General features: G+C 73.3%; 17 protein-coding genes. 5 read left to right on the forward strand and 12 right to left on the reverse strand.

Annotated features, from left to right (window positions below; all coding sequences use genetic code 11):
- Positions 1-76 precede the first annotated feature (76 nt).
- Positions 77-1,276 carry a DMT family transporter gene (locus tag B086_RS0119720; RefSeq protein ID WP_018568157.1) on the forward strand — a complete coding sequence of 400 codons (1,200 nt, stop codon included), beginning with the start codon at positions 77-79 and terminating at the stop codon, positions 1,274-1,276.
- A gap of 34 nt (positions 1,277-1,310) precedes the next feature.
- Here the strand turns inward: B086_RS0119720 and B086_RS0119725 are convergent, their stop codons facing one another.
- Positions 1,311-2,618 (reverse strand): transglycosylase family protein, encoded by a 1,308-nt coding sequence (locus B086_RS0119725; RefSeq protein WP_018568158.1) that lies wholly within the window; start codon positions 2,616-2,618, stop codon positions 1,311-1,313.
- A 429-nt stretch (positions 2,619-3,047) separates the two neighbouring features.
- Here B086_RS0119725 and gndA point away from each other — a divergent pair, with 429 nt between their 5' ends.
- Complete coding sequence (gndA, locus tag B086_RS0119730; protein ID WP_018568159.1) at positions 3,048-4,487, forward strand: NADP-dependent phosphogluconate dehydrogenase; 1,440 nt, start codon at positions 3,048-3,050, stop codon at positions 4,485-4,487.
- Between the two features lie 539 nt (positions 4,488-5,026).
- Here the strand turns inward: gndA and B086_RS0119735 are convergent.
- The 7 genes from B086_RS0119735 to B086_RS0119765 form a co-directional block, all read right to left on the reverse strand.
- The gene (locus B086_RS0119735; protein WP_051115872.1) at positions 5,027-5,755 is read right to left on the reverse strand and encodes a hypothetical protein; all 729 of its coding nucleotides are present in this window, start codon (positions 5,753-5,755) and stop codon (positions 5,027-5,029) included.
- A gap of 38 nt (positions 5,756-5,793) precedes the next feature.
- Positions 5,794-6,150 carry a GNAT family N-acetyltransferase gene (locus B086_RS0119740; protein ID WP_018568161.1) on the reverse strand — a complete coding sequence of 119 codons (357 nt, stop codon included), beginning with the start codon at positions 6,148-6,150 and terminating at the stop codon, positions 5,794-5,796.
- A gap of 72 nt (positions 6,151-6,222) precedes the next feature.
- Complete coding sequence (panD, locus tag B086_RS0119745; RefSeq protein ID WP_026252586.1) at positions 6,223-6,642, reverse strand: aspartate 1-decarboxylase; 420 nt, start codon at positions 6,640-6,642, stop codon at positions 6,223-6,225.
- A gap of 86 nt (positions 6,643-6,728) precedes the next feature.
- The gene (locus tag B086_RS0119750; RefSeq protein ID WP_018568163.1) at positions 6,729-7,808 is read right to left on the reverse strand and encodes an arylcarboxylate reductase component; all 1,080 of its coding nucleotides are present in this window, start codon (positions 7,806-7,808) and stop codon (positions 6,729-6,731) included.
- On the reverse strand, positions 7,805-8,767 hold the full coding sequence (locus B086_RS0119755) for a malonyl transferase (protein WP_026252587.1): 963 nt from the start codon (positions 8,765-8,767) through the stop codon (positions 7,805-7,807). Before B086_RS0119755 ends, B086_RS0119750 begins: the two co-directional genes overlap by 4 nt.
- Positions 8,768-9,085: 318 nt before the next feature.
- Entirely contained in the window at positions 9,086-9,439 is a 354-nt protein-coding gene (locus B086_RS0119760; protein ID WP_018568165.1) for a hypothetical protein, read from the reverse strand.
- A gap of 32 nt (positions 9,440-9,471) precedes the next feature.
- On the reverse strand, positions 9,472-10,233 hold the full coding sequence (locus tag B086_RS0119765; protein ID WP_026252588.1) for a thioesterase II family protein: 762 nt from the start codon (positions 10,231-10,233) through the stop codon (positions 9,472-9,474).
- Positions 10,234-10,803: 570 nt separating this feature from the next.
- On the opposite strand from B086_RS0119765, the gene B086_RS0119770 reads away from it, so the two are divergent.
- The 3 genes from B086_RS0119770 to B086_RS0119780 all read left to right on the forward strand — a co-directional run bounded on the left by B086_RS0119770 (position 10,804) and on the right by B086_RS0119780 (position 14,309).
- Positions 10,804-11,532, forward strand: a complete 729-nt coding sequence (locus tag B086_RS0119770; RefSeq protein WP_018568167.1) for a 4'-phosphopantetheinyl transferase family protein — start codon at positions 10,804-10,806, stop codon at positions 11,530-11,532.
- A gap of 178 nt (positions 11,533-11,710) precedes the next feature.
- On the forward strand, positions 11,711-13,537 hold the full coding sequence (locus tag B086_RS0119775; RefSeq protein WP_267880891.1) for an AfsR/SARP family transcriptional regulator: 1,827 nt from the start codon (positions 11,711-11,713) through the stop codon (positions 13,535-13,537).
- A 109-nt stretch (positions 13,538-13,646) separates the two neighbouring features.
- Entirely contained in the window at positions 13,647-14,309 is a 663-nt protein-coding gene (locus B086_RS0119780) for a class I SAM-dependent methyltransferase (protein WP_018568169.1), read from the forward strand.
- Between the two features lie 42 nt (positions 14,310-14,351).
- Here the strand turns inward: B086_RS0119780 and B086_RS0119785 are convergent, their stop codons facing one another.
- Genes B086_RS0119785 through B086_RS0119800 form a run of 4 tightly spaced genes read right to left on the reverse strand, consistent with a single transcriptional unit; the run spans position 14,352 to position 17,770 of the window.
- Positions 14,352-15,452, reverse strand: coding sequence for an HAD-IIIC family phosphatase (locus B086_RS0119785; protein WP_018568170.1), 1,101 nt, complete (start codon positions 15,450-15,452; stop codon positions 14,352-14,354).
- A 35-nt stretch (positions 15,453-15,487) separates the two neighbouring features.
- On the reverse strand, positions 15,488-16,606 hold the full coding sequence (locus B086_RS0119790) for an acyl-CoA dehydrogenase family protein (protein ID WP_018568171.1): 1,119 nt from the start codon (positions 16,604-16,606) through the stop codon (positions 15,488-15,490).
- Positions 16,599-16,880, reverse strand: coding sequence for an acyl carrier protein (locus B086_RS0119795; RefSeq protein WP_018568172.1), 282 nt, complete (start codon positions 16,878-16,880; stop codon positions 16,599-16,601). Before B086_RS0119795 ends, B086_RS0119790 begins: the two co-directional genes overlap by 8 nt.
- Positions 16,881-16,900: 20 nt before the next feature.
- Complete coding sequence (locus tag B086_RS0119800; RefSeq protein WP_018568173.1) at positions 16,901-17,770, reverse strand: 3-hydroxyacyl-CoA dehydrogenase family protein; 870 nt, start codon at positions 17,768-17,770, stop codon at positions 16,901-16,903.
- Positions 17,771-17,773: the final 3 nt, after the last annotated feature.

Raw genomic sequence — 17,773 nt, forward strand, 5'->3', positions numbered from 1 at the left:
CAGTGTGTTGGACCATGGAAGCCGCCTGTTCGCCGCGCCGGGCCCGACGCCCCGGCCTCCCGCAGAGGACCAGCTCATGAGCGCCCTCGCGCTGTCCGTGCTGCTGTCGCTCGTCTCCGCCGTGGCGTACGCCGGCGGGGCGATCGTGCAGGAGCAGGTCGCGGTGTCCGCGCCCGGCGAGCGGTACGCGCCGCTGCGCCGCCCGGTCTGGTGGGCGGCCGTCGCGCTGAACGGCCTCGGCGGTCTCCTCCATGTGGTGGCGCTGGCGTACGGCCCGCTCAGCCTGGTCCAGCCGCTGGGCGCCCTCACGATCGTGTTCGCGCTGCCCATGGCCGCGCTCCTGGTCGGCCGCCGGGCCGGTGCCGCCGCCTGGCGCGGCGCGGTCCTGGCGACGGTGGGCCTGGCGGGCCTGCTGTCCCTGGTGGGCGCCTCGCACGCGCAGTCGCTGAACGGCGCCCAGCGGGTGGTCCTGGCCGTCCTCACCGCCGCGGCGGTGCTCGCGCTGACGGCTGCGGGGCGCGCCGCGCACCGGCATCCCGCGGTGCGCAGCGTGCTGCTCGCCGTCGGCTCCGGCGTCGCCTTCGGCATGTCCTCCGTGTTCACCAAGGCGGTCGCGGTGGACTGGACGGACGGCGTCACGGCGTCCGAACTGCCGTCGCTCGCGGTGATCGCGGTGCTGGCCACGGTCGGCATGCTGCTGTCCCAGGCGTCCTACCGGGGCGGCGGCCTCGCGGCGCCGCTGGCCACCCTGACCGTGGTGAACCCGATGGCGGCGGCGGCCGTGGGCATCACGATGTTCGGCGAGAGCTTCCGGTACGGCACCACCGGCACGGTGCTGGCCCTGGGCTGCGGGGTCGCGGCGGCGGGTGGCCTGATCCTGCTCACCACGGAACGGATCGAGCGCGAGGCGCGGACGGCCGGAGCGGGACCGGGGGAACCGGCGGCTCGGGACGAGACGGCAGCAGAGGCGGCAGCACCGGAGGGGACGGCGCCGGTGACGACGGCAGCGGTAGTGGCGGTGCCGACGCAGCCGACGCCGGCCGTGGCACCCGTGGCACCCGTGGCCAGAGTCGACGCCGTCGGCACGGGAGAGCCCGCCGGGGCCGTACCGTCCGGACCGTCCGGGACGGCCCCGGTGAAGGCCCAGGTCAAGGCCCTGTTGCCCGCACCGTCCGCGTACGGCGGCTCGTTCTGCGCCGGACTGGTCTACTGCGTCCCGTACGTCCCGATGCCCGCGCCCGTGACGGACCGGCACCGTCCCCGCGTCAGCTCCTGACGTCCCCGGCACCAGGAACTGACGCCGCCGCCTCTCAGATGCCGACGCCGCCCGCGCGGAGATAGCGCAGCGGGTCGATGTCGGAGCCGAAACCGGGCCCGGTCCGCACCTCGAAGTGCAGATGCGGGCCCGTGACGTTGCCGGTGGCGCCGGAGCGGCCGAGGCGCTGCCCGGCGGTGACCGTCTGACCGGCCCGTACGGAGATCGCCGACAGGTGCGCGTACTGGCTGTAGCGGCCGTCGGCGTGCCGGATCACCACCTGGTAGCCGTACGAGCCGCCCCAGCCCGCGGTGACCACGCGGCCCGCGCCGACGGCGTGCACGGAGGTGCCGGTGGGCACCAGGAAGTCGACGCCGGTGTGATAGCCCTTCGACCAGTGCGAGCCGGAGGAACGGTAGGCGGTGCCGATCGAGGCGTGCACGGGCGCGACGAGGGTGTGCGAGGTGGTGTGCGGGTGCCCGCTGTGGCGGGAACTGCCGCTCCCGGCCCGGGTGGTGGGCTTCGGCTTCGGCTTCGCGACGGCTTTCGGCTCGGCGGCGGCGGCCTTCGGCTTCTGTCTCCGCTCGGGCTTCTGTTTCTGCTTCTGCTTCTGCTTCTGTCCGGAGTCGGCCTTGGTGGCCGGGGTGTGCTGCGGGTGCGGGGCGGGCGCCTGCCGCGACGGGTGCAGGGAGAGCCGCTGACCGGGCAGTATCAGATCCGGGTCGGACCCGACGGTCGCGCGGTTGTCCGCGTACAACTGGGGCCAGCCGCCCCGGACATCGCGGTCGTCCGCGATACCGGAGAGGGTGTCTCCGCTGACCACCGTGTACATCTCGACGGTGCCCGCGCGCGACTGGGGCGTGGTCTGCGGCCGGACGTCGCGCACCGCGCTCGCAACGCCCTTGGTACTCACAGGCGTTGGGTGCGCCTGCGCGGTCTGTGTCCGCACGGTCCGCGTCGGCACGGAGTGCGCCTGTGCCGGGTGGGCGTGGGTCAGTCCCGCGCGCGGCCCGCACACGGGCCAGGCACCCGGCCCCTGCCCGCCGAGCACCTTCTCCGCGACGGCGATCTGCTGCTCCCGGCCGGCCAGGTCGGCGCGCGGCGCGTACCTGATGCCGCCGTACGCCGCCCAGGTGGACCGGGTGAACTGGAGCCCGCCGTAATAGCCGTTGCCCGTGTTGGTGTTCCAGTCGCCGCTCGACTCGCAGGCGGCCACCTTGTTCCAGGTGGCCGCGTCGGCCGCGTAGGCGGTGCCGGCGCCGATCAGCGGGATGGCCATGCCGGCGCCTCCCACCGTGACGGTCAGTGAGGCACGGTTGATCCTGTTCGGCTGGTACCGGCGGTGCCGGCCGCGTGCGGCCATGTCCGAAGTCCCCTCGCCATGCGTCAGGAGCGGCAAAAGTAGACGCCGCGAACGAGCCATGACAAGACGGCAATCGGCCTCCTGTCGTCCGGCGTCGCCGCCACCCGGCGCACCAGGACCGGAAGGGGCCGGAACAGAACCAGCACAGGAGGGGCCGGAAGAGGAAGGAGCGGCCGATGGGACGGATGTGCGGGCCGCGTACCGTCACGCGAGGATGGTCACAGGACGGCGGGCGCGCCGACGACCACGGCTGCACCACGAGACCACCGCGCCGGGGCATCATCGCCCCACCGGACGACCGCACACGGACGTCATCGCACCCCCGCACCCCCGCAGCACGGCACGACGCACGACGGCACGACGGCACGACGGCACCAGCCACGGACGACAGGACCCCGTGGTCCACCGGATCTTCGAGGAGCAGGCGGTATGAGCACTACAGCCCAGATCGGCGTCACCGGACTCGCGGTCATGGGCCGCAACCTCGCCCGGAACTTCGCGCGCAACGGCTACCCGGTCGCCGTGCACAACCGCACGGTGGCACGGACGAGGTCGCTGGTGGAGGAGTTCGGGAAGGAGGGCGACTTCGTCCCGGCCGAGAGCGCGGAGGAGTTCGTGGCGGCCCTGGAGCGCCCGCGCCGTCTGGTCGTCATGGTCAAGGCCGGGGAGCCGACCGACGCCGTGATCAAGGAGTTCGCGCCGCTGCTGGAGCCCGGTGACATGATCATCGACGGCGGCAACGCGCACTTCGCGGACACCCGGCGCCGCGAGCGGGAGCTGCGCGAGCAGGGCATCCACTTCGTCGGCACCGGAATCTCCGGCGGCGAGGAGGGCGCGCTGCACGGCCCGAGCATCATGCCGGGCGGCTCGGCCGAGTCGTACAAGTCGCTCGGCCCGATGCTGGAGAAGATCTCCGCCAAGGCGGCCGACGGCGCGCCGTGTGTCACGCACGTCGGTCCGGACGGCGCGGGCCACTTCGTGAAGATGGTGCACAACGGCATCGAGTACGCCGACATGCAGCTGATCGGCGAGGCGTACCAGCTGCTGCGCGACGTCGCCGGATACTCCCCCGCCCAGATCGCGGAGATCTTCCGCACCTGGAACACCGGCCGGCTGGACTCGTACCTGATCGAGATCACGGCGGAGGTGCTGGCCCACGTGGACGCGGCCACGGGCGAGCCGTTCGTGGACGTGGTGGTGGACCAGGCCGAGCAGAAGGGCACCGGCCGCTGGACGGTGCAGATCGCGCTCGACCTCGGGGTGCCGGTGTCGGGCATCGCGGAGGCGGTCTTCGCCCGGTCCCTGTCCGGGCACGCGGCGCTGCGGGGGGCCTCGCGCCACCTGGCGGGCCCGAAGGCGTCCCCGCTGTCCGAGTCGGAGGCGGCGGCCTTCGCCGACCGGGTGGAACAGGCGCTGTACGCCTCCAAGATCGTGTCGTACACGCAGGGCTTCCACGAGATCGCGGCGGGCAGCGAGGAGTACGGCTGGGACATCGACCTGGGCGCGGTCTCCGCCATCTGGCGCGGCGGATGCATCATCCGCGCGGCCTTCCTCGACCGCATCCGGGCCGCCTACGACGCCCGCCCCGACCTGCCGAGCCTGCTGTCCGACGACACCTTCGCCCAGGAGATCGCCGCCGCCCAGGACGACTGGCGCGAGGTCCTGGTCGCCGCGACCCGCCAGGGGGTGCCCACGCCGGGCTTCGCGGCGGCCCTGGCGTACTACGACGCCCTGCGCGCCCCGCGTCTGCCGGCCGCCCTCACCCAGGGGCAGCGCGACTTCTTCGGCGCGCACACCTACCGGCGCGTGGACCGCGACGGCACCTTCCACACGCTGTGGGGCGGGGACCGGTCGGAGATCACGGCGTAGGACGTACTCGACTCAGGGCGTACGCGGCGCAGGGCGTACTGAGGGCGAACGCCTCCGCACGCCCCGCGCGTCGCGGAGGCGGGCACCGCTCAGGACAGCGGTGGCCCCGGCTCGGGGTTCGGGACGGGTTCGGGGCCCGGCGGGATCGGAGACGGCGAGGGCTCCGGCGGCACCGGGCCCGGGGGCGGCGGTCCCGGAGGCGTCGGGCCGGGAGGTGTGGGGCCGGGGCCGGGTGGCGGTCCCGGGACCGGCGGCGGCTCGGGCGCGGGCGCCGGGCCCGGGGGCTGCGGGTCGGGTCCGGGCGCGGGCGGACCCGGAGCGGGGTCCGGCCCGGGGGTGGGTCCGGGCGTGGGCGGCGGCGGTACGGGATCGGGGTACGGGTTCGTCATGACGTCCTCCGGCGTCGGCTGCTGGACTACTCCCCCGGCTACCCGACCCCCGCGCGGCCAGTCACCCGCGGGCACGGCGGCGACACCCCGGACGGCCGCGTCGCGTCGGTACCATCTGCGCACCCGCACCCGCACCCGCACCCGCATCCGCTACCGGGCTACCGACCCGTACCGTCGTGCCCCGCCCGCCGCGTCGGCCGCCGCGTGGGCCGCCGCGGCGAGTCCGGGCCGCGGGCCGGCCAGGACCGGCACGGCGGTCGTCACCCGGTCCACGGCCGCGGCCATGGACGCCTGGGCGAGGACGACCGCGTCGGCGTCCGCCGCCGGGACCGTGTCGACGGCCGTCGCGATCTCCCGCACGTACCCCTCGGTGTCCCCGGCCTCGAAGAGTGCCCACGCACCGGGAACGAACAGCGGGCGGACGGTGACGCGCCGCCCGGCGCGCGCGGCCTCCTCCGCCAGGAGCGCGGTGGTCGGGGCGAGGGTGCTCTCCAGGGCGGCGACGACCACCACCCGGGGTCCGGCGGCCACGGCGGCCGCCGCCATCGGCCGGTCGACGCGCAGCACGACGGGCCGGGCGACCGGCGCTCGCCCGCGCCCGCCCACCCTGCCCCCCGTGGCCCCCGTGACCCCCGCGGCCTTCTCGGCCACGGCGCCGAGGGTCGAGCAGGTGCACAGCAGCGCGCCCGCGCCCTCGGCGGCGGCCCGGTCCAGCACGGCCGCCACATCGTCCGCGACCGCGTCCGGGCCGTCCTCCCGCGCCCTGCGCAGCAGATCTTCGTCGACGAAGTGCCGCAGCCGCAGGCCCGGGTGGTCCGCGTCGCGCAGCGCCTCGAAGACCGGGACGTGCACGGGTGAGGTGTGGAGCAGGGCGAGCAGCGGCGGGGCGCCCTGCTCGGCGCGCGTCCCGTCCCCGCTCAGAACCGCTCCGGGTGCGCGGCGAGCCACGTCTCGGCGGCCACGGTCAGCGCGGCACCGGGCGCCGGGGCCTCGTCCTGATGGCGGGCGGCCCAGCCGGCGACGTAGGGGCACAGCGGGACGACGGCGGCACCCTCGCGCCGGGCGACGGCGTACAACTCGCGCGCCAGGGAACCGGCGATGCCCTGGCCCTCGTGGGCCGGGTCCACGATCGTGTGGACGGGGACGAGAGCACGGCCGGGCGAGTCGAGGACGAAGTACTCGACCCGGCCGACCACCTCACCGCCCGACTCACCGCCCGAGACGGCCTCCAGCCGCCCGGCCGCCCGGTCGTCACGGATCTCGATGTCACCCACCGGGCTCGCTCCTCGTCGTGTTCCTGCCGCCGGGAATGCCGTCCGCCCCTGCCGTCCCGCCGTCCCCGCGGATCAGGCCGGTACGGACCGGGGGCTGCGCTCCTGGTCCGAGCCCGGCACCGGCGCGGACGGGTCGGCGCCCAGCTCCACGATGCGGTTGTCCGCGTCCACATGCACCACCCGCGGCTCCAGCGCCCGCGCCTCGGCATCGGTGACCTGCGCATAGCTGATGAGGATCACCAGGTCACCGGGGTGCACGAGGTGCGCCGCGGCTCCGTTGATCCCGATGACACCCGACCCGCGCTCCCCCTCGATGACATACGTCTCCAGCCGGGCGCCGTTGGTGATGTCGACGATGTGCACCAGTTCCCCGGGCAGCAGGTCGGCGGCGTCCAGGAGATCCGCGTCGATGGTCACCGATCCCACGTAGTGCAGGTCGGCGTGGGTCACGGTGGCACGGTGAATCTTGGACTTGAACATGGTGCGCAACATCGGAGCACTCCCACTAGTAGGCTCCCTGCCTGCGTATGTGCAGGTCAAGGGCTGCTTTCCTAGTTTACAACGAGCCGCACATCAGTTTAGTAGAGGCCCTCGGGGGACGAGTTGGTGGTCTGGAGGGGGCGGACGTTGGCGACGCCGTCGGTGGGCCAGTGGTCGGTCGGGTGACGCAGGGCCTGGTCGCGTTCCAGGATGTTGGGGAGGAAGAGGTCCTCGTGGAGGACGGTGAGCCGTACCTGGCCGACCGTGCCCGGGGCGACCGGGGCCGAGAAGTCGCGCTTGTCGACCACCGCCATGGTGACCTGCGGATAGTTGGGGACGTAGCTGATCAACCCGCCGTCCTCCTCGATGTCCAGGCAGGCCGCGTTGCCGAAGGTGTTGCCGTAGGTCAGTCCGCAGATCCCGCCCCGCAGGGCGGCGGTGAAGGTCCGGTACGTGTCGGCGCTGATCTGGGTGCCGCTCAGGCGTACGCCGTCCAGGGCCGCGACCAGTTCGGGCCGGTGCCGGCAGAGGGCCTGGAAGAGGGCCGGGGTGGTGTTGAGGTAGTGGACGCGGCCCTGCCGGACGACGTCGGTGATCTGCTCCAGCAGGTGCAGGGTGTAGTCGTTGACCTCGGCCAGGCGTCCCGCCCGGATGAGGCGCTTGACCCAGCGGGGGTCCATGTCCACGGCGTACACCTGGCCGGCGTGGAGTTCGGACACCTCCCGCACGCCGTTCCCGATCAGATGCGGTCCGGTGGGGGTGGCCTGGAGCCAGGTGCGGCCCGGTGCGAATCCTTCCCGCACGAAGGACCAGCGACGCCAGATCGCCCGGTGCAGCAGCATGTCAGGGGTGTAGAACACCCGGCAGGGGGTGCCGGTGGTGCCTCCGCTGTCCCAGATCCGTCCGGCCAGCGGTCTGGGCACCGTCAGCGGGACGAGGTCCGCGGGGTCCTCCTCGCGCAGCCGGTCGAGCGGGAACGGACCGAAGGCTTCGAGCTGGTCGTAGCGGGTGATGTCGCGGGGGTCGAAGCCCAGCCGGGGGGCCTGCCCGAGCCAGTAGGGGCTGCCGGACACCGGGTCGAAGTGCCGTCGGACCACGGCGCGGGTCCACTCGTCGAGGTCGGTGTCCAGCCAACGCGCGATCTGGGCGTCCGGGTCGGCGCGGGTGGCGGCGGTCACGACCGGACCGGGGCGCCGGAGAGGTCGATACCGAGGTCGTAGGCGGTGGTCAGGGCCTGCTCGATGTGCTCGGGCTGCTCTATGTGGACCACCGGGAAGGGGAACGCGAGGATGCCCTCGGGTATGGAGGGGCCCATCACCAGCCCGAGTTGCACGCCCTGCTCCTTCATCCCGCCGTAGACGTCGACCAGGCTGATCGGGTTCGTGGGGTTGCGCTGGAAGAGGTCCCTGACGTCGGCCGCGGTGCGCAGGACCTTGTGCTCCAGGCAGGACAGCAGAGGGAGTTCGGGGTCGGTGAAGGGGATCGCGTCGATGCGCGGGGCCATGAAGTCGCGGTAGGGCCGGCGCAGCGGAGTGTGGACGGCGATGGTGCGTCCGGGGAGCGGCACGACCGTTCCCGGCGGGGCCTCGGCGGCGAGCGCGCCGAGTGCTTCGGCGTGGCCGGCGAGCATCATGATGCGCTGGGTGCCGTCGGCCGTGGGGCCGAAGTCGCCCGCCAGGTGGATGCCGGGGACGTTCTCCCCCGGGTGGGAGGGGGCGCCGTCGGCGAGGGGGCCGAAGGCTATGGCCACCCCCTGCTCCGGCTCTCCGGCGGGCGGTTCCGGGGCGTCGCGGGCGCCGGCCAGCATCTCGAACAGTTCCCGCCGTCCCAGCGATCCGGCGAGACAGCTGGCGGTCATCGCGCCGAGGCTGAGGCCGCCGATGGCCGCGGGGCGCAGGCTGAACGAGGCGAGTACGTCGTGTATGCCGATCGCGAGAGCGGCTTCGCGGACGGTGCCGACGCTCTGGCGCTCCTCCTGGGCGGTCGGGAGGTCTTCCTCCAGGATCTGTCCGACCGTCAGCCCGGTCCACGCGGAGACCTGTTCGTACCAGCTCTGCACGACCTCGTAGGTCCGGTGGAGCTCCAGTCCCCGCGGCTCGGTCCCGACGCCGCCTCCGAACAAATATCCCAGACTCATGACAGCTCCTGTGAATTGGCGTGAAAGAAGGGGGCGATGATGCGGCCCAGGTGCAGCACAGCGGAGGTTGCCCGACAGTACGATGCCGCAGAATCCGGCGTTCCGCCGGACGCTCGGCAACCTGTCGCGCGGCGCGATATCGATACGATGTCCAGGTCTGGGAAAATATCCGGCAGCATATCGGTGGAGTACATTTCCCGCTTCCGGAAGTGAATTTTTCTCAGCCTTTCCTCCGGGGGCGGCGTGATCTCACGGAGGAAGGCCGGAGAACAGCATCCCCTCCCTCTTCCAGGACTCCCTCTCGCAGGACTCCCTCTTCTAGGACTCAAGGAATTCCGGGAGGACGCGGGGTGGCCATGCCCCGACGCTCAGCACACCGAGAGAGTGCGCCCGGGAAACCAGAGCGGGCCGGTTCGCGGCCTGGAATTGGCGCATCAGCAGCCCGATGCGGTACTCGATGCCCTGTCGGCTCAGATAGAGCGATGCCGCCAGCCGGACGGTCGGGGTGCCGACCGCGACGCCTTCCAGGATGCGGGCGTCCACGGCGGTCAGCCGCCGGACGCCGGTGCCGCCGGGCGGGCCCCCGCCCGGCGGACGGGCGACGGCGGCGGGCCCGGACCTCGGCGGCCGCGGCGCGGGCTTGATCTCCTCGGAGGTCGCTGACGCTGTCACTCCCCGGTCCCCCTTCTCTTTCGTCCGTGGTCTCAGGCGCGCGGCGGGCCGGCGAGGTGGTCACGGAGCATGCCGGTCACCTCGTCCGCCCGGCTGCTGAGATAGAAGTGGCCGCCGGGGAAGACCCTGAGGTCGAACGCGGCCGTCGTGCGGTCGCGCCAGCGCGCGGCCCCGGGGACCGGTGTCCAGGGGTCCTGGTCCCCCACCACGGCGGTGACCGGGCAGGTCACCACGGCGTCGCGGTCGGCCCGGTAGGCCCCCAGGGCCCGGTAGTCGGCGCGCAGCGCGGGCAGCACCATCCGCAGCAGTTCCTCGTCGTCCAGGAGCCGGGCGTCGGTGCCGCTCATGGCCCTGACCTCCGCCACGATGCCCTCGTCGTCGAGCGGGTGGGAGGGCTCGGGCCGGTCCGCGGACGGCCCCTTGCGGCCGGAGACGAAGAGGTGGTCGATCCGCCCGCCCGCGCGCTCGACGCGCCGGGCCACCTCGAAGGCGACGAGCGCGCCCATGCTGTGTCCGAAGAGGGTCAGGGGGAGGTCGGCCCAGCGGCGCAGCGCTTCGGACACTTCGTCGGCCGTGCGGTGCAGGTCCTGGACGCCCGGTTCCTCCCGGCGGTCCTGCCTGCCGGGGTACTGCACGGCGAGGAGGTCGACCGGTCCGCGCAGCGCGGCGGACACCGGGAAGTAGAAACTCGCCGAACCTCCGGCGTGCGGAAAGCAGACCAGTCGGCGCGTGGCCGTCGGCGAGGGATGGAAGCGACGGCACCACAGGTCGCTGTCTAACGAGAGCGAGGTCATGTCGGCCTTTTTAGCCTTTCTCGATTTATCCGCGCGGGGCCGGCGAGCGGTGCTCTGTGATCACGTGGGACATCCTCCGCATCGGCGCACCGGCCAGTACCCGCTAATGCCGGGAACACCGAGGGACGGTGATCGGCGAGTCACGGGCACCGCATATGACAGCCTGCCATGTCCCCCGGAATGTCAGCAAGTACCCATCTGGGCGTATCCGGCCATGCATGCCCGCGTTCAATTCCGGCTGTTCCTTCAGTGAATGGCGAGAACGTTGCGGTGCAGATCAATCCTGTGGGATTTACTTGGATCCGACTCCGCGGCAACGGTACGGCCGCACCGCGCACCGCGGATCCGGCCGAGGAGGCGAGGGCACCTCATGGAAAGGCTGTACGCCGTCGGCGACCCCCATGTCGCCCGTCCGGAGAACGAGGGCGGCCATCGAAGGGCTGTTCCCACCGGACGAGCGGGAACGGCTGCCGCCGACCGCACACGTGGGCGAACCGGCGGCGGCCGTGGAGCGGGTGCCGCGGCCGCCGGCCGACCGATTCTCGACCGTGGTACGGGTACCGGGCAGCCATGGCACACGGCCCCCTCCGTCCGGCCCGGCGCAGCGGTGACGGGCACCGGCCGGTGATCGAGGACCTGTTGTCGGCGGTGGTCGAGGTGTCGGAGTCGCGCGGCGACCCGCCGGGATCCGAGCTGTTCCCGGAGGAGGAGCTCCTGGTGGCGCATGTCGTGGAGCAGCGGCGGCGGGAGTTCACGACGGGCCGACGGTGCGCCCGGCAGGCACTGGCCCGGCTGGGCCAGCCGCGGGTGCCGGTGCTGGCCGGGCCGCGCGGCGAGCCGCTGTGGCCGCCCGGGGTGGTCGGGGCGATCAGCCACTGCGCCGGATACCGGGCCGCCGCGGTGGCGCACCGCACCGATCTGCTCGCCCTCGGCATCGACGCGGAACCTGAAGGGCCGCTGCCTGAGGGGGTGTTCGACGCGGTGACCGTGCCCTCGGAGCGGGCCCCGCTGGAGGAGTGCCGGCGAGTGGCACCGGGGGTGTGCTGGGACCGGGTGCTGTTCAGTGCCAAGGAGTCCGTGTACAAGGCGTGGTTCCCGCTGACGGGGCGGCCGTTGGACTTCCTCGACGCGCTCGTGCGGCTGGATCCCGTGCGCGGGGTGTTCTCGGCCGCGCTGACGGTGCCGGGCCACCGGGTCGACGGCGGCGGGGTGGTGCGCGGCTTCACCGGCCGCTGGGCCGTGGTGGGCGGCCTGGTCCTGACCGCCGTGATGGTACCGCACCGCGTGAACGCGGCATGAGCGCAAGGCCCGCGCTCTAGGAATACATCTAGATACGACAGGACCGCGTTGACCCTTACACGGTCACCTAAGACGCTGGAAGCAGTCTTGCCCACCGGTCGCGCGATGAAGAGGTCTCCCCTTGAACTTCCTGTTGCTGGGCCCGCTTTCCGTCCGGTTGAACGCGCGTGAGGTGCACGTGTCGGCGCCGAGACAACGCGTGGTCATGGCAGCGCTCCTCCTCAACGCCAACCGGGTGATCTCGGTCGACCGGATCACCGAGTACATCTGGGACGGCGCCCCGCCGCCGAGTGCCGCCGCGACCGTCCGCACCTACGTGATGCGCCTGCGGCAGTCGCTGGGCGAGCACGCCTCCGCCCGCATCCTCACCCGGGCACCGGGCTACCTCCTCGAACTCGGCGAGCACGAGAGCGATCTCGGGCAGTTCACCGCCCACCGCCGACGCGCGGCGGAACTGGCCGGGCGCGGAGACCTGGAGGGCTCCTCCGCCGAGCTGGCCGAGGCACTCGCCCTGTGGCGCGAGGAGCCGTTGGCGGACATACCGTCGCGGACGCTGCGTGATGTGGAGGGCCGCTACCTCCAAGAGCTCCGTCTGCAGACCATGGAGCTGCGGTTCGACGCGGAACTGGCGCTGCTGCGGCACGCCGAGATCGTGCCGGAGCTGGTGCGGCTGGTGCGCAAGCACCCCTTACGCGAGGCCCTGGTGGGCAAGCTGATGCTGGCGCTGTTCCGCTCGGGACGGCAGTCGGAGGCCCTGGAGCTCTACCGACGCACCCGGGTACTGCTCGTCGAACAGCTCGGGGCGGAGCCGAGCGCCGATCTGCGCGAGGTTCACCGGCACATCCTCGCGGCCGACGACCGGGCCCGTACGCCCGACCCGCTGGAACAGCACGCGGCGGCCCCGGAGGCGGCCGTCGCCGCGGCGCCGGCCACTGCCCGGGAAAGGTCCTGCTGGCCCGATCCGGCGCAGCTTCCCTCGGTGCCGCTGCCACTGTCGGCCCGCTCCGACGCGCTGGCGCGGCTGCGGCACTTCCTCACGACCGGCGCGATGCCCGCGGGCATGGTGGCGACGGCGGTGGTCACCGGCCGGGGCGGTGTCGGCAAGAGCGCCCTGGCCCTGCACGCGGCGCACGCCATGCGCGGCTCCTCGATACACGGCCAGCTCTACGCGGATCTCGGCGGAGCGGGGCGGCCGCTGACCGCCCGGGTGGTGCTGCCGAGGTTTCTGGCGGACCTCGGTGTGCCCCGGGACGAGATCCCCGGGGAGGAGTCGGAGCGGGAGAGCCTCTACCGCTCGCTCACGGCGGGCCGCCGTCTGCTGGTGGTGCTCGACAACGCCTCCAGCACCGCGCAGGTGCGGCCGCTGATACCGGGCAGCGGGGGCAGCAGGCTGCTGGTGACCAGCCGGCGGCGGCTGGCCGATCTGGAGGGCGCGCGCACCCTGCTGCTCGGCCCGTTGGACGAGGAAGGGTCGCTGGAGCTGCTGGGCAGCATCGTCGGCCCGGCCAGGGTCGGTGGCGAACCGCGGGCGGCCCGTACGGTGGTGACGCTCTGCGCGGGCCTGCCGCTGGCGATCCGGATCGCGGGGACCCGGCTGCTGGAGCGCCCGCACTGGAGCATCGGGCACCTGGCCCGGCGGCTCACGGAGGCCCCGCGGCTGCTGGACGAGCTGTGCGCGGGCGACTTCGGGGTCCGGCCCTGCCTCGACGCCGAGGTCGCCGGGCTCCGGCGGACGGCGCCGGCCGGGATCGACCCCGCCGCGGTGTTCGCCACGCTGGGGGCCGCCGGGGCGTGTTCGGTCTCCAGCAGCAAGGTCGCGGTGATGGTCGGCTGCTCCGAGGCGCAGGCCGAGGAGGTCCTGGACTCCCTGGTCGAGGCGAATCTGCTGGGGGCGCCGGCGGGGGGCCGCTACCGGCTGGACGCGCTGCTGCGGGCGTACGCGAGCGAGCGGGCCCAGGCGGACGCCGTACGGCAGCCCGATCACCCGTACATGCGCGCCGGATGACCGTCCCGGCGGCCCGGTGACGGGCCCCCGGCGGCCCCGTCCCCTCGTCCCGATCCCTTTCGCCCCCGGTCTCCTTCGCCCCGATCTCCTTCGAGAGGACCCCCGCGCCATGGCCGACCAGACAGCAGCAACCCACGACCTGCTCGCCTACGTCCGGGAGGTCTCCCTCCGTGACGACGATCTCCTCAGGGAGCTGCGGGAGACCACCGCGGACCTACCGGGCGGGTCCGCCCTCCAGGTGATGGCGGAGGAGGGCCAACTGCTGGCCCTGCTGGTCGGGTTGACAGGGGCGCGGACGGTGCTGGAGATCGGCACCTTCACCGGCTACAGCACCCTGTGCATGGCCCGCGCGCTCCCGGCCGACGGTCTGCTGGTGTCCTGCGACATCGACGACCGGTGGCCGGCCATCGGCGCCGACTTCTGGAAGCGGGACGGGGTCGACTCGCGGATCGACCTGCGGATCGGCGACGCCGCCGCGACCCTGGACACGCTGCTGGCGGAGCGCGGGCCGGAGAGCTTCGACCTGGTGTTCATCGACGCGGACAAGGCCAACTACGTCCGCTACTACGAGGCGTCGCTGGCGCTGCTGCGCGCCGGGGGTCTGATCGTGGTCGACAACACCCTGTTCTTCGGCCGGGTCGCCGACCCGGCCGCCGCGGACCCGGAGACCGCCGGGGTCCGGGCTCTGAACCGGGTGCTGTACGAGGACCCCCGGGTGGAGCTGTCGCTGCTGGTGATGGCCGACGGGATCACCCTCGTCCGCAAGCGCTGAGCGCGGCGGGCCGGAGCCCGGGAGCACCGGCCGCCGCGGCGGTCACGACGTTCCCGGGCCCCCTTCCGGCCTGCTCAGGTCGGGTGCGTCCACGCTCATGACGGTGGACACCACGCGCGGGCCGGGGACCAGGTGCAGGCGCTGGAGTCCGGTGTCCTTCGGAGCCGGTACGAGGACGGCGGCGCACGGGCACGGGGCCTCGTCCAGGGTCTCGAAGCCCGCGAACCGGTAGGCGATCTCCATCATCCGGTTGCGTTCGGTCGCCCGGAAGTCCGCCACCAGGTGGACCCCGGACCGGGCGGCGGCGTCTGCCAGCCAGTTCAGCAGGGTCGCGCCGGCGCCGTAGGCGACGACCCGGCAGGAGGTGGCGAGCAGCTTGAGGTGCCACACGCCCGGGTGTCGCTCCAGCAGCAGGACGCCGACCGCGCCGTGCGGGCCGAACCGGTCGGTGAGGGTGACCACCAGGACCTCGTGCCGGGGGTCGGTGATCAGGCCGCGCAGCACCGCGTCCGGGTAGTGGACCCCGGTCGCGTTCATCTGGCTGGTGCGCAGGGTGAGTTCCTCGACCCGGGACAGCTCCTCACCGGTGGCCCGGCCGATGCGCATCCGCAGGTCCAGGGAGCGCAGGAACTCCTCGTCGGAGCCGGGGGCGGCCGCGCGCTCGGCCTCGCGGCTAAAGCCCGCCTGGTACATCCGGCGGCGCCGCCGGGAGTCGACGGTGCTGGTCGCGGGGGTGAACTCGGCGAGGCCGGGGAGGGCGAGGACCTGCTCGGCCGGGTAGCACCGCACGCCGGGCAGGTGGAAGGCGACCTCGGCCCGTTCGGCGGGCCGGTCGTCGACGAAGGCGAGGGTCGTGAGCGCGAAGTTCAGCCGGTCGCCGATCCTGCGCACCGACTCGGACTTGGCGCCCCACCCGATCTCCGGCAGGACGAAGTACTCGGCCACGCCGAACGCCTCCAGCCGGGCCCAGGCGTGCTCGTGGTCGTTGCGGCTGGCGATGGACTGGAGGATGCCGCGGGAGTCCAGTTCGATCACCACCTGGCGCACCTCGTCCGGCAGGTGCACCTCGCCGTCCTCCAGCAGGGTGCCCCGCCAGAGGGTGTCGTCCAGGTCCCAGACCAGGCACTTGACGGTCTCGGCCATGTCGTCCTTCCTCGTCTCGACGGCCGCGGGCGCGCTCACGGTGCCCCCGGAGCGGCGGCGAGGGCGTGCCGGGCCAGCATCAGCCGGCACAGCTCGTTGCTGCCCTCGATGATCTCCATCAGCTTGGCGTCCCGGTACGCCCGAGCCACCGTGTGCCCGTCCCGGGACCCGGCCGAGGCCAGTACCTGGACGGCCGTCGCCGCGCCCCGGGCGGCCTGGGTCGCGCTGACGTGCTTGGCCAGTACGGTCGCCACCACCTGGTCCGGCGACCCTTCGTCCCAGCAGCGGCTGGCGTGCTCGCAGACCCGCGCGGCCACCTGCTCGGCCGTGTAGAGGTCGGCGATGTGCCCGGCGACGAGCTGGTGCTCCGCGAGCGGTCTGCCGAACTGCTTCCGTCCGGCGGCGTGCGCGGTGGCCGCCGCAAGGCAGGCCCGCAGAATGCCCACGCACCCCCAGGCGACGGACATCCGCCCGTAGGCCAGCGCGGTCGTCACCAGCAGGGCGGTCGGCAGCTCGTGGCCGCCCAGGACGCTGTCGGCCGGCAGCCGCACCCCGTCGAGGTGCACGTCCGCGTGTCCGGCCGCGCGGCAGCCGAGCGGGGCGGCGATCCGCTCGATCCGGACGCCGGGTGTGTCGGTGGGCACCACGACGGCCACCGCGCCGTCCTCGTGGCGGCCGACGACGACCAGCAGGTCGGCGTAGTGGGCGGCGGTCACCCACTTCTTGTGCCCATCGACGACGACCGTGCCGCCGTCGCGGCGGACGGTCGTCGTCATCGCCGCGAGGTCGCTGCCGGCGCCGGGCTCGCTGAAGCCGACCGCCGCCAGTCGGCCGCCGGTCAGCCGGGGAAGGTGGGCGGCCGACTGCTCGGCGGTGCCCAGGCGCTGGATGGTCCACGCCGCCATGCCCTGCGAGGTCATCACGCTGCGCAGCGAGCTGCACAGGCCGCCCACATGGGCGGTGTACGCGCCGCTGTGCAGGCTGCTGAGCCCCCAGCCGCCGTGCCGCTCCGGGACTTCGGCGCACAGCCGGCCCTCGGCGCCCAGGCCGCGCAGCAGGTCCAGCGGGATGAGGCCGGTTCGGTCCCACTCCTCCGCGAGGCCGCCGACCCGCAGGGTGACGGAGGCCATGGCGCCGTTCAGGTCCTCACCCATGCCGGCCCCCGGCGGCCGGCACCCGGAGCCGGTCCACCAGCTCCGCCATCCGCCGTACGGTGCGGAAGTTGTCCAGCCGCAGGTCCGCGCCGCGGACGGCGATGGCGTAGGTCTTCTCCAGGTGCACCACCACCTGCATGGCGAACAGGGACGACAGGCCGCCGGCGTCGAACAGGTCGGTGTCGGCGTCCCAGGCGGTCCCGGTGCGTTCCTCCAGGAATTCCAGCAGTTCCTTCTCCAGGCCGTGGGGGCCGGGCGTGTTCGCTGTGGTCATGGCCTTCTCCTCGTCGTCGATCAGGTGTAGTCGTAGAAGCCGCTTCCGGACTTGCGGCCCAGCCGGCCCTCGCGGACCAGCCGGAGCAGCAGTCCGGTGGGACGGCAGCCGTCGTCTCCGGTGCGTTCGTGGAGCACGGTGAGGGAGTCGACGAGGTTGTCGATGCCGATCAGGTCCGCGGTGCGCAGCGGGCCGGTGGGGTGTCCCAGGCAGCCCTGCATCAGCGCGTCGACGTCCTCGGCGGTCGCCGTGCCCTCCTCCACGACGCGGGCCGCGTCGTTGATCATCGGGTGCAGGATGCGGCTGGTCACGAAGCCGGGCGCGTCCCGGACGACCACCGCCCGCCGCCGCAGGACGCTGAGCAGGTCCGCCACGGCGGCCATCGCGGGCTCGCCGGTTCTGGCGCCGCGGACCACTTCTGCGGTGCCGATCAGGTAGGGCGGGTTCATGAAGTGGGTGCCGACCAGTTCCGCCGGCCGCTCCAGCGCCCCGGCCAGTTCGTCGACGGGGATGGAGGAGGTGTTGGTGATCAGCAGGGTTCCGGGCCGGACCAGCCCGGAGACCTCGGCCAGTACGGCGGCCTTGACCGCGGCGTTCTCGGTGACCGCCTCGATGACGGCGGTGGCTCTGGCGGCCTCCTTGAGCGAGGTGCCGGTGGCCAGGACGCCGGGGGGCGTCCCGGTGGGCAGGGCGCCCATCAGCTCGGCCAGCCGGAGCTCGCCGTCGATCAAGTCTGCGGCTCGGTCGAGCCGTTCCCGGTCGATGTCGACCAGGTGGACCGGCAGGCCGTGTCCGAGAGCGAGAACGGTGATGCCGACACCCATCACCCCGGCTCCCAGCACGGTGAGGGCGGGTCGTGGGGGTGGGTCGTCGTACGGGGCCGCGGTCAACGG

The sequence above is a fragment of the Streptomyces sp. PsTaAH-124 genome, assembly GCF_000373685.1.
Taxonomy (GTDB): domain Bacteria; phylum Actinomycetota; class Actinomycetes; order Streptomycetales; family Streptomycetaceae; genus Streptomyces; species Streptomyces andamanensis.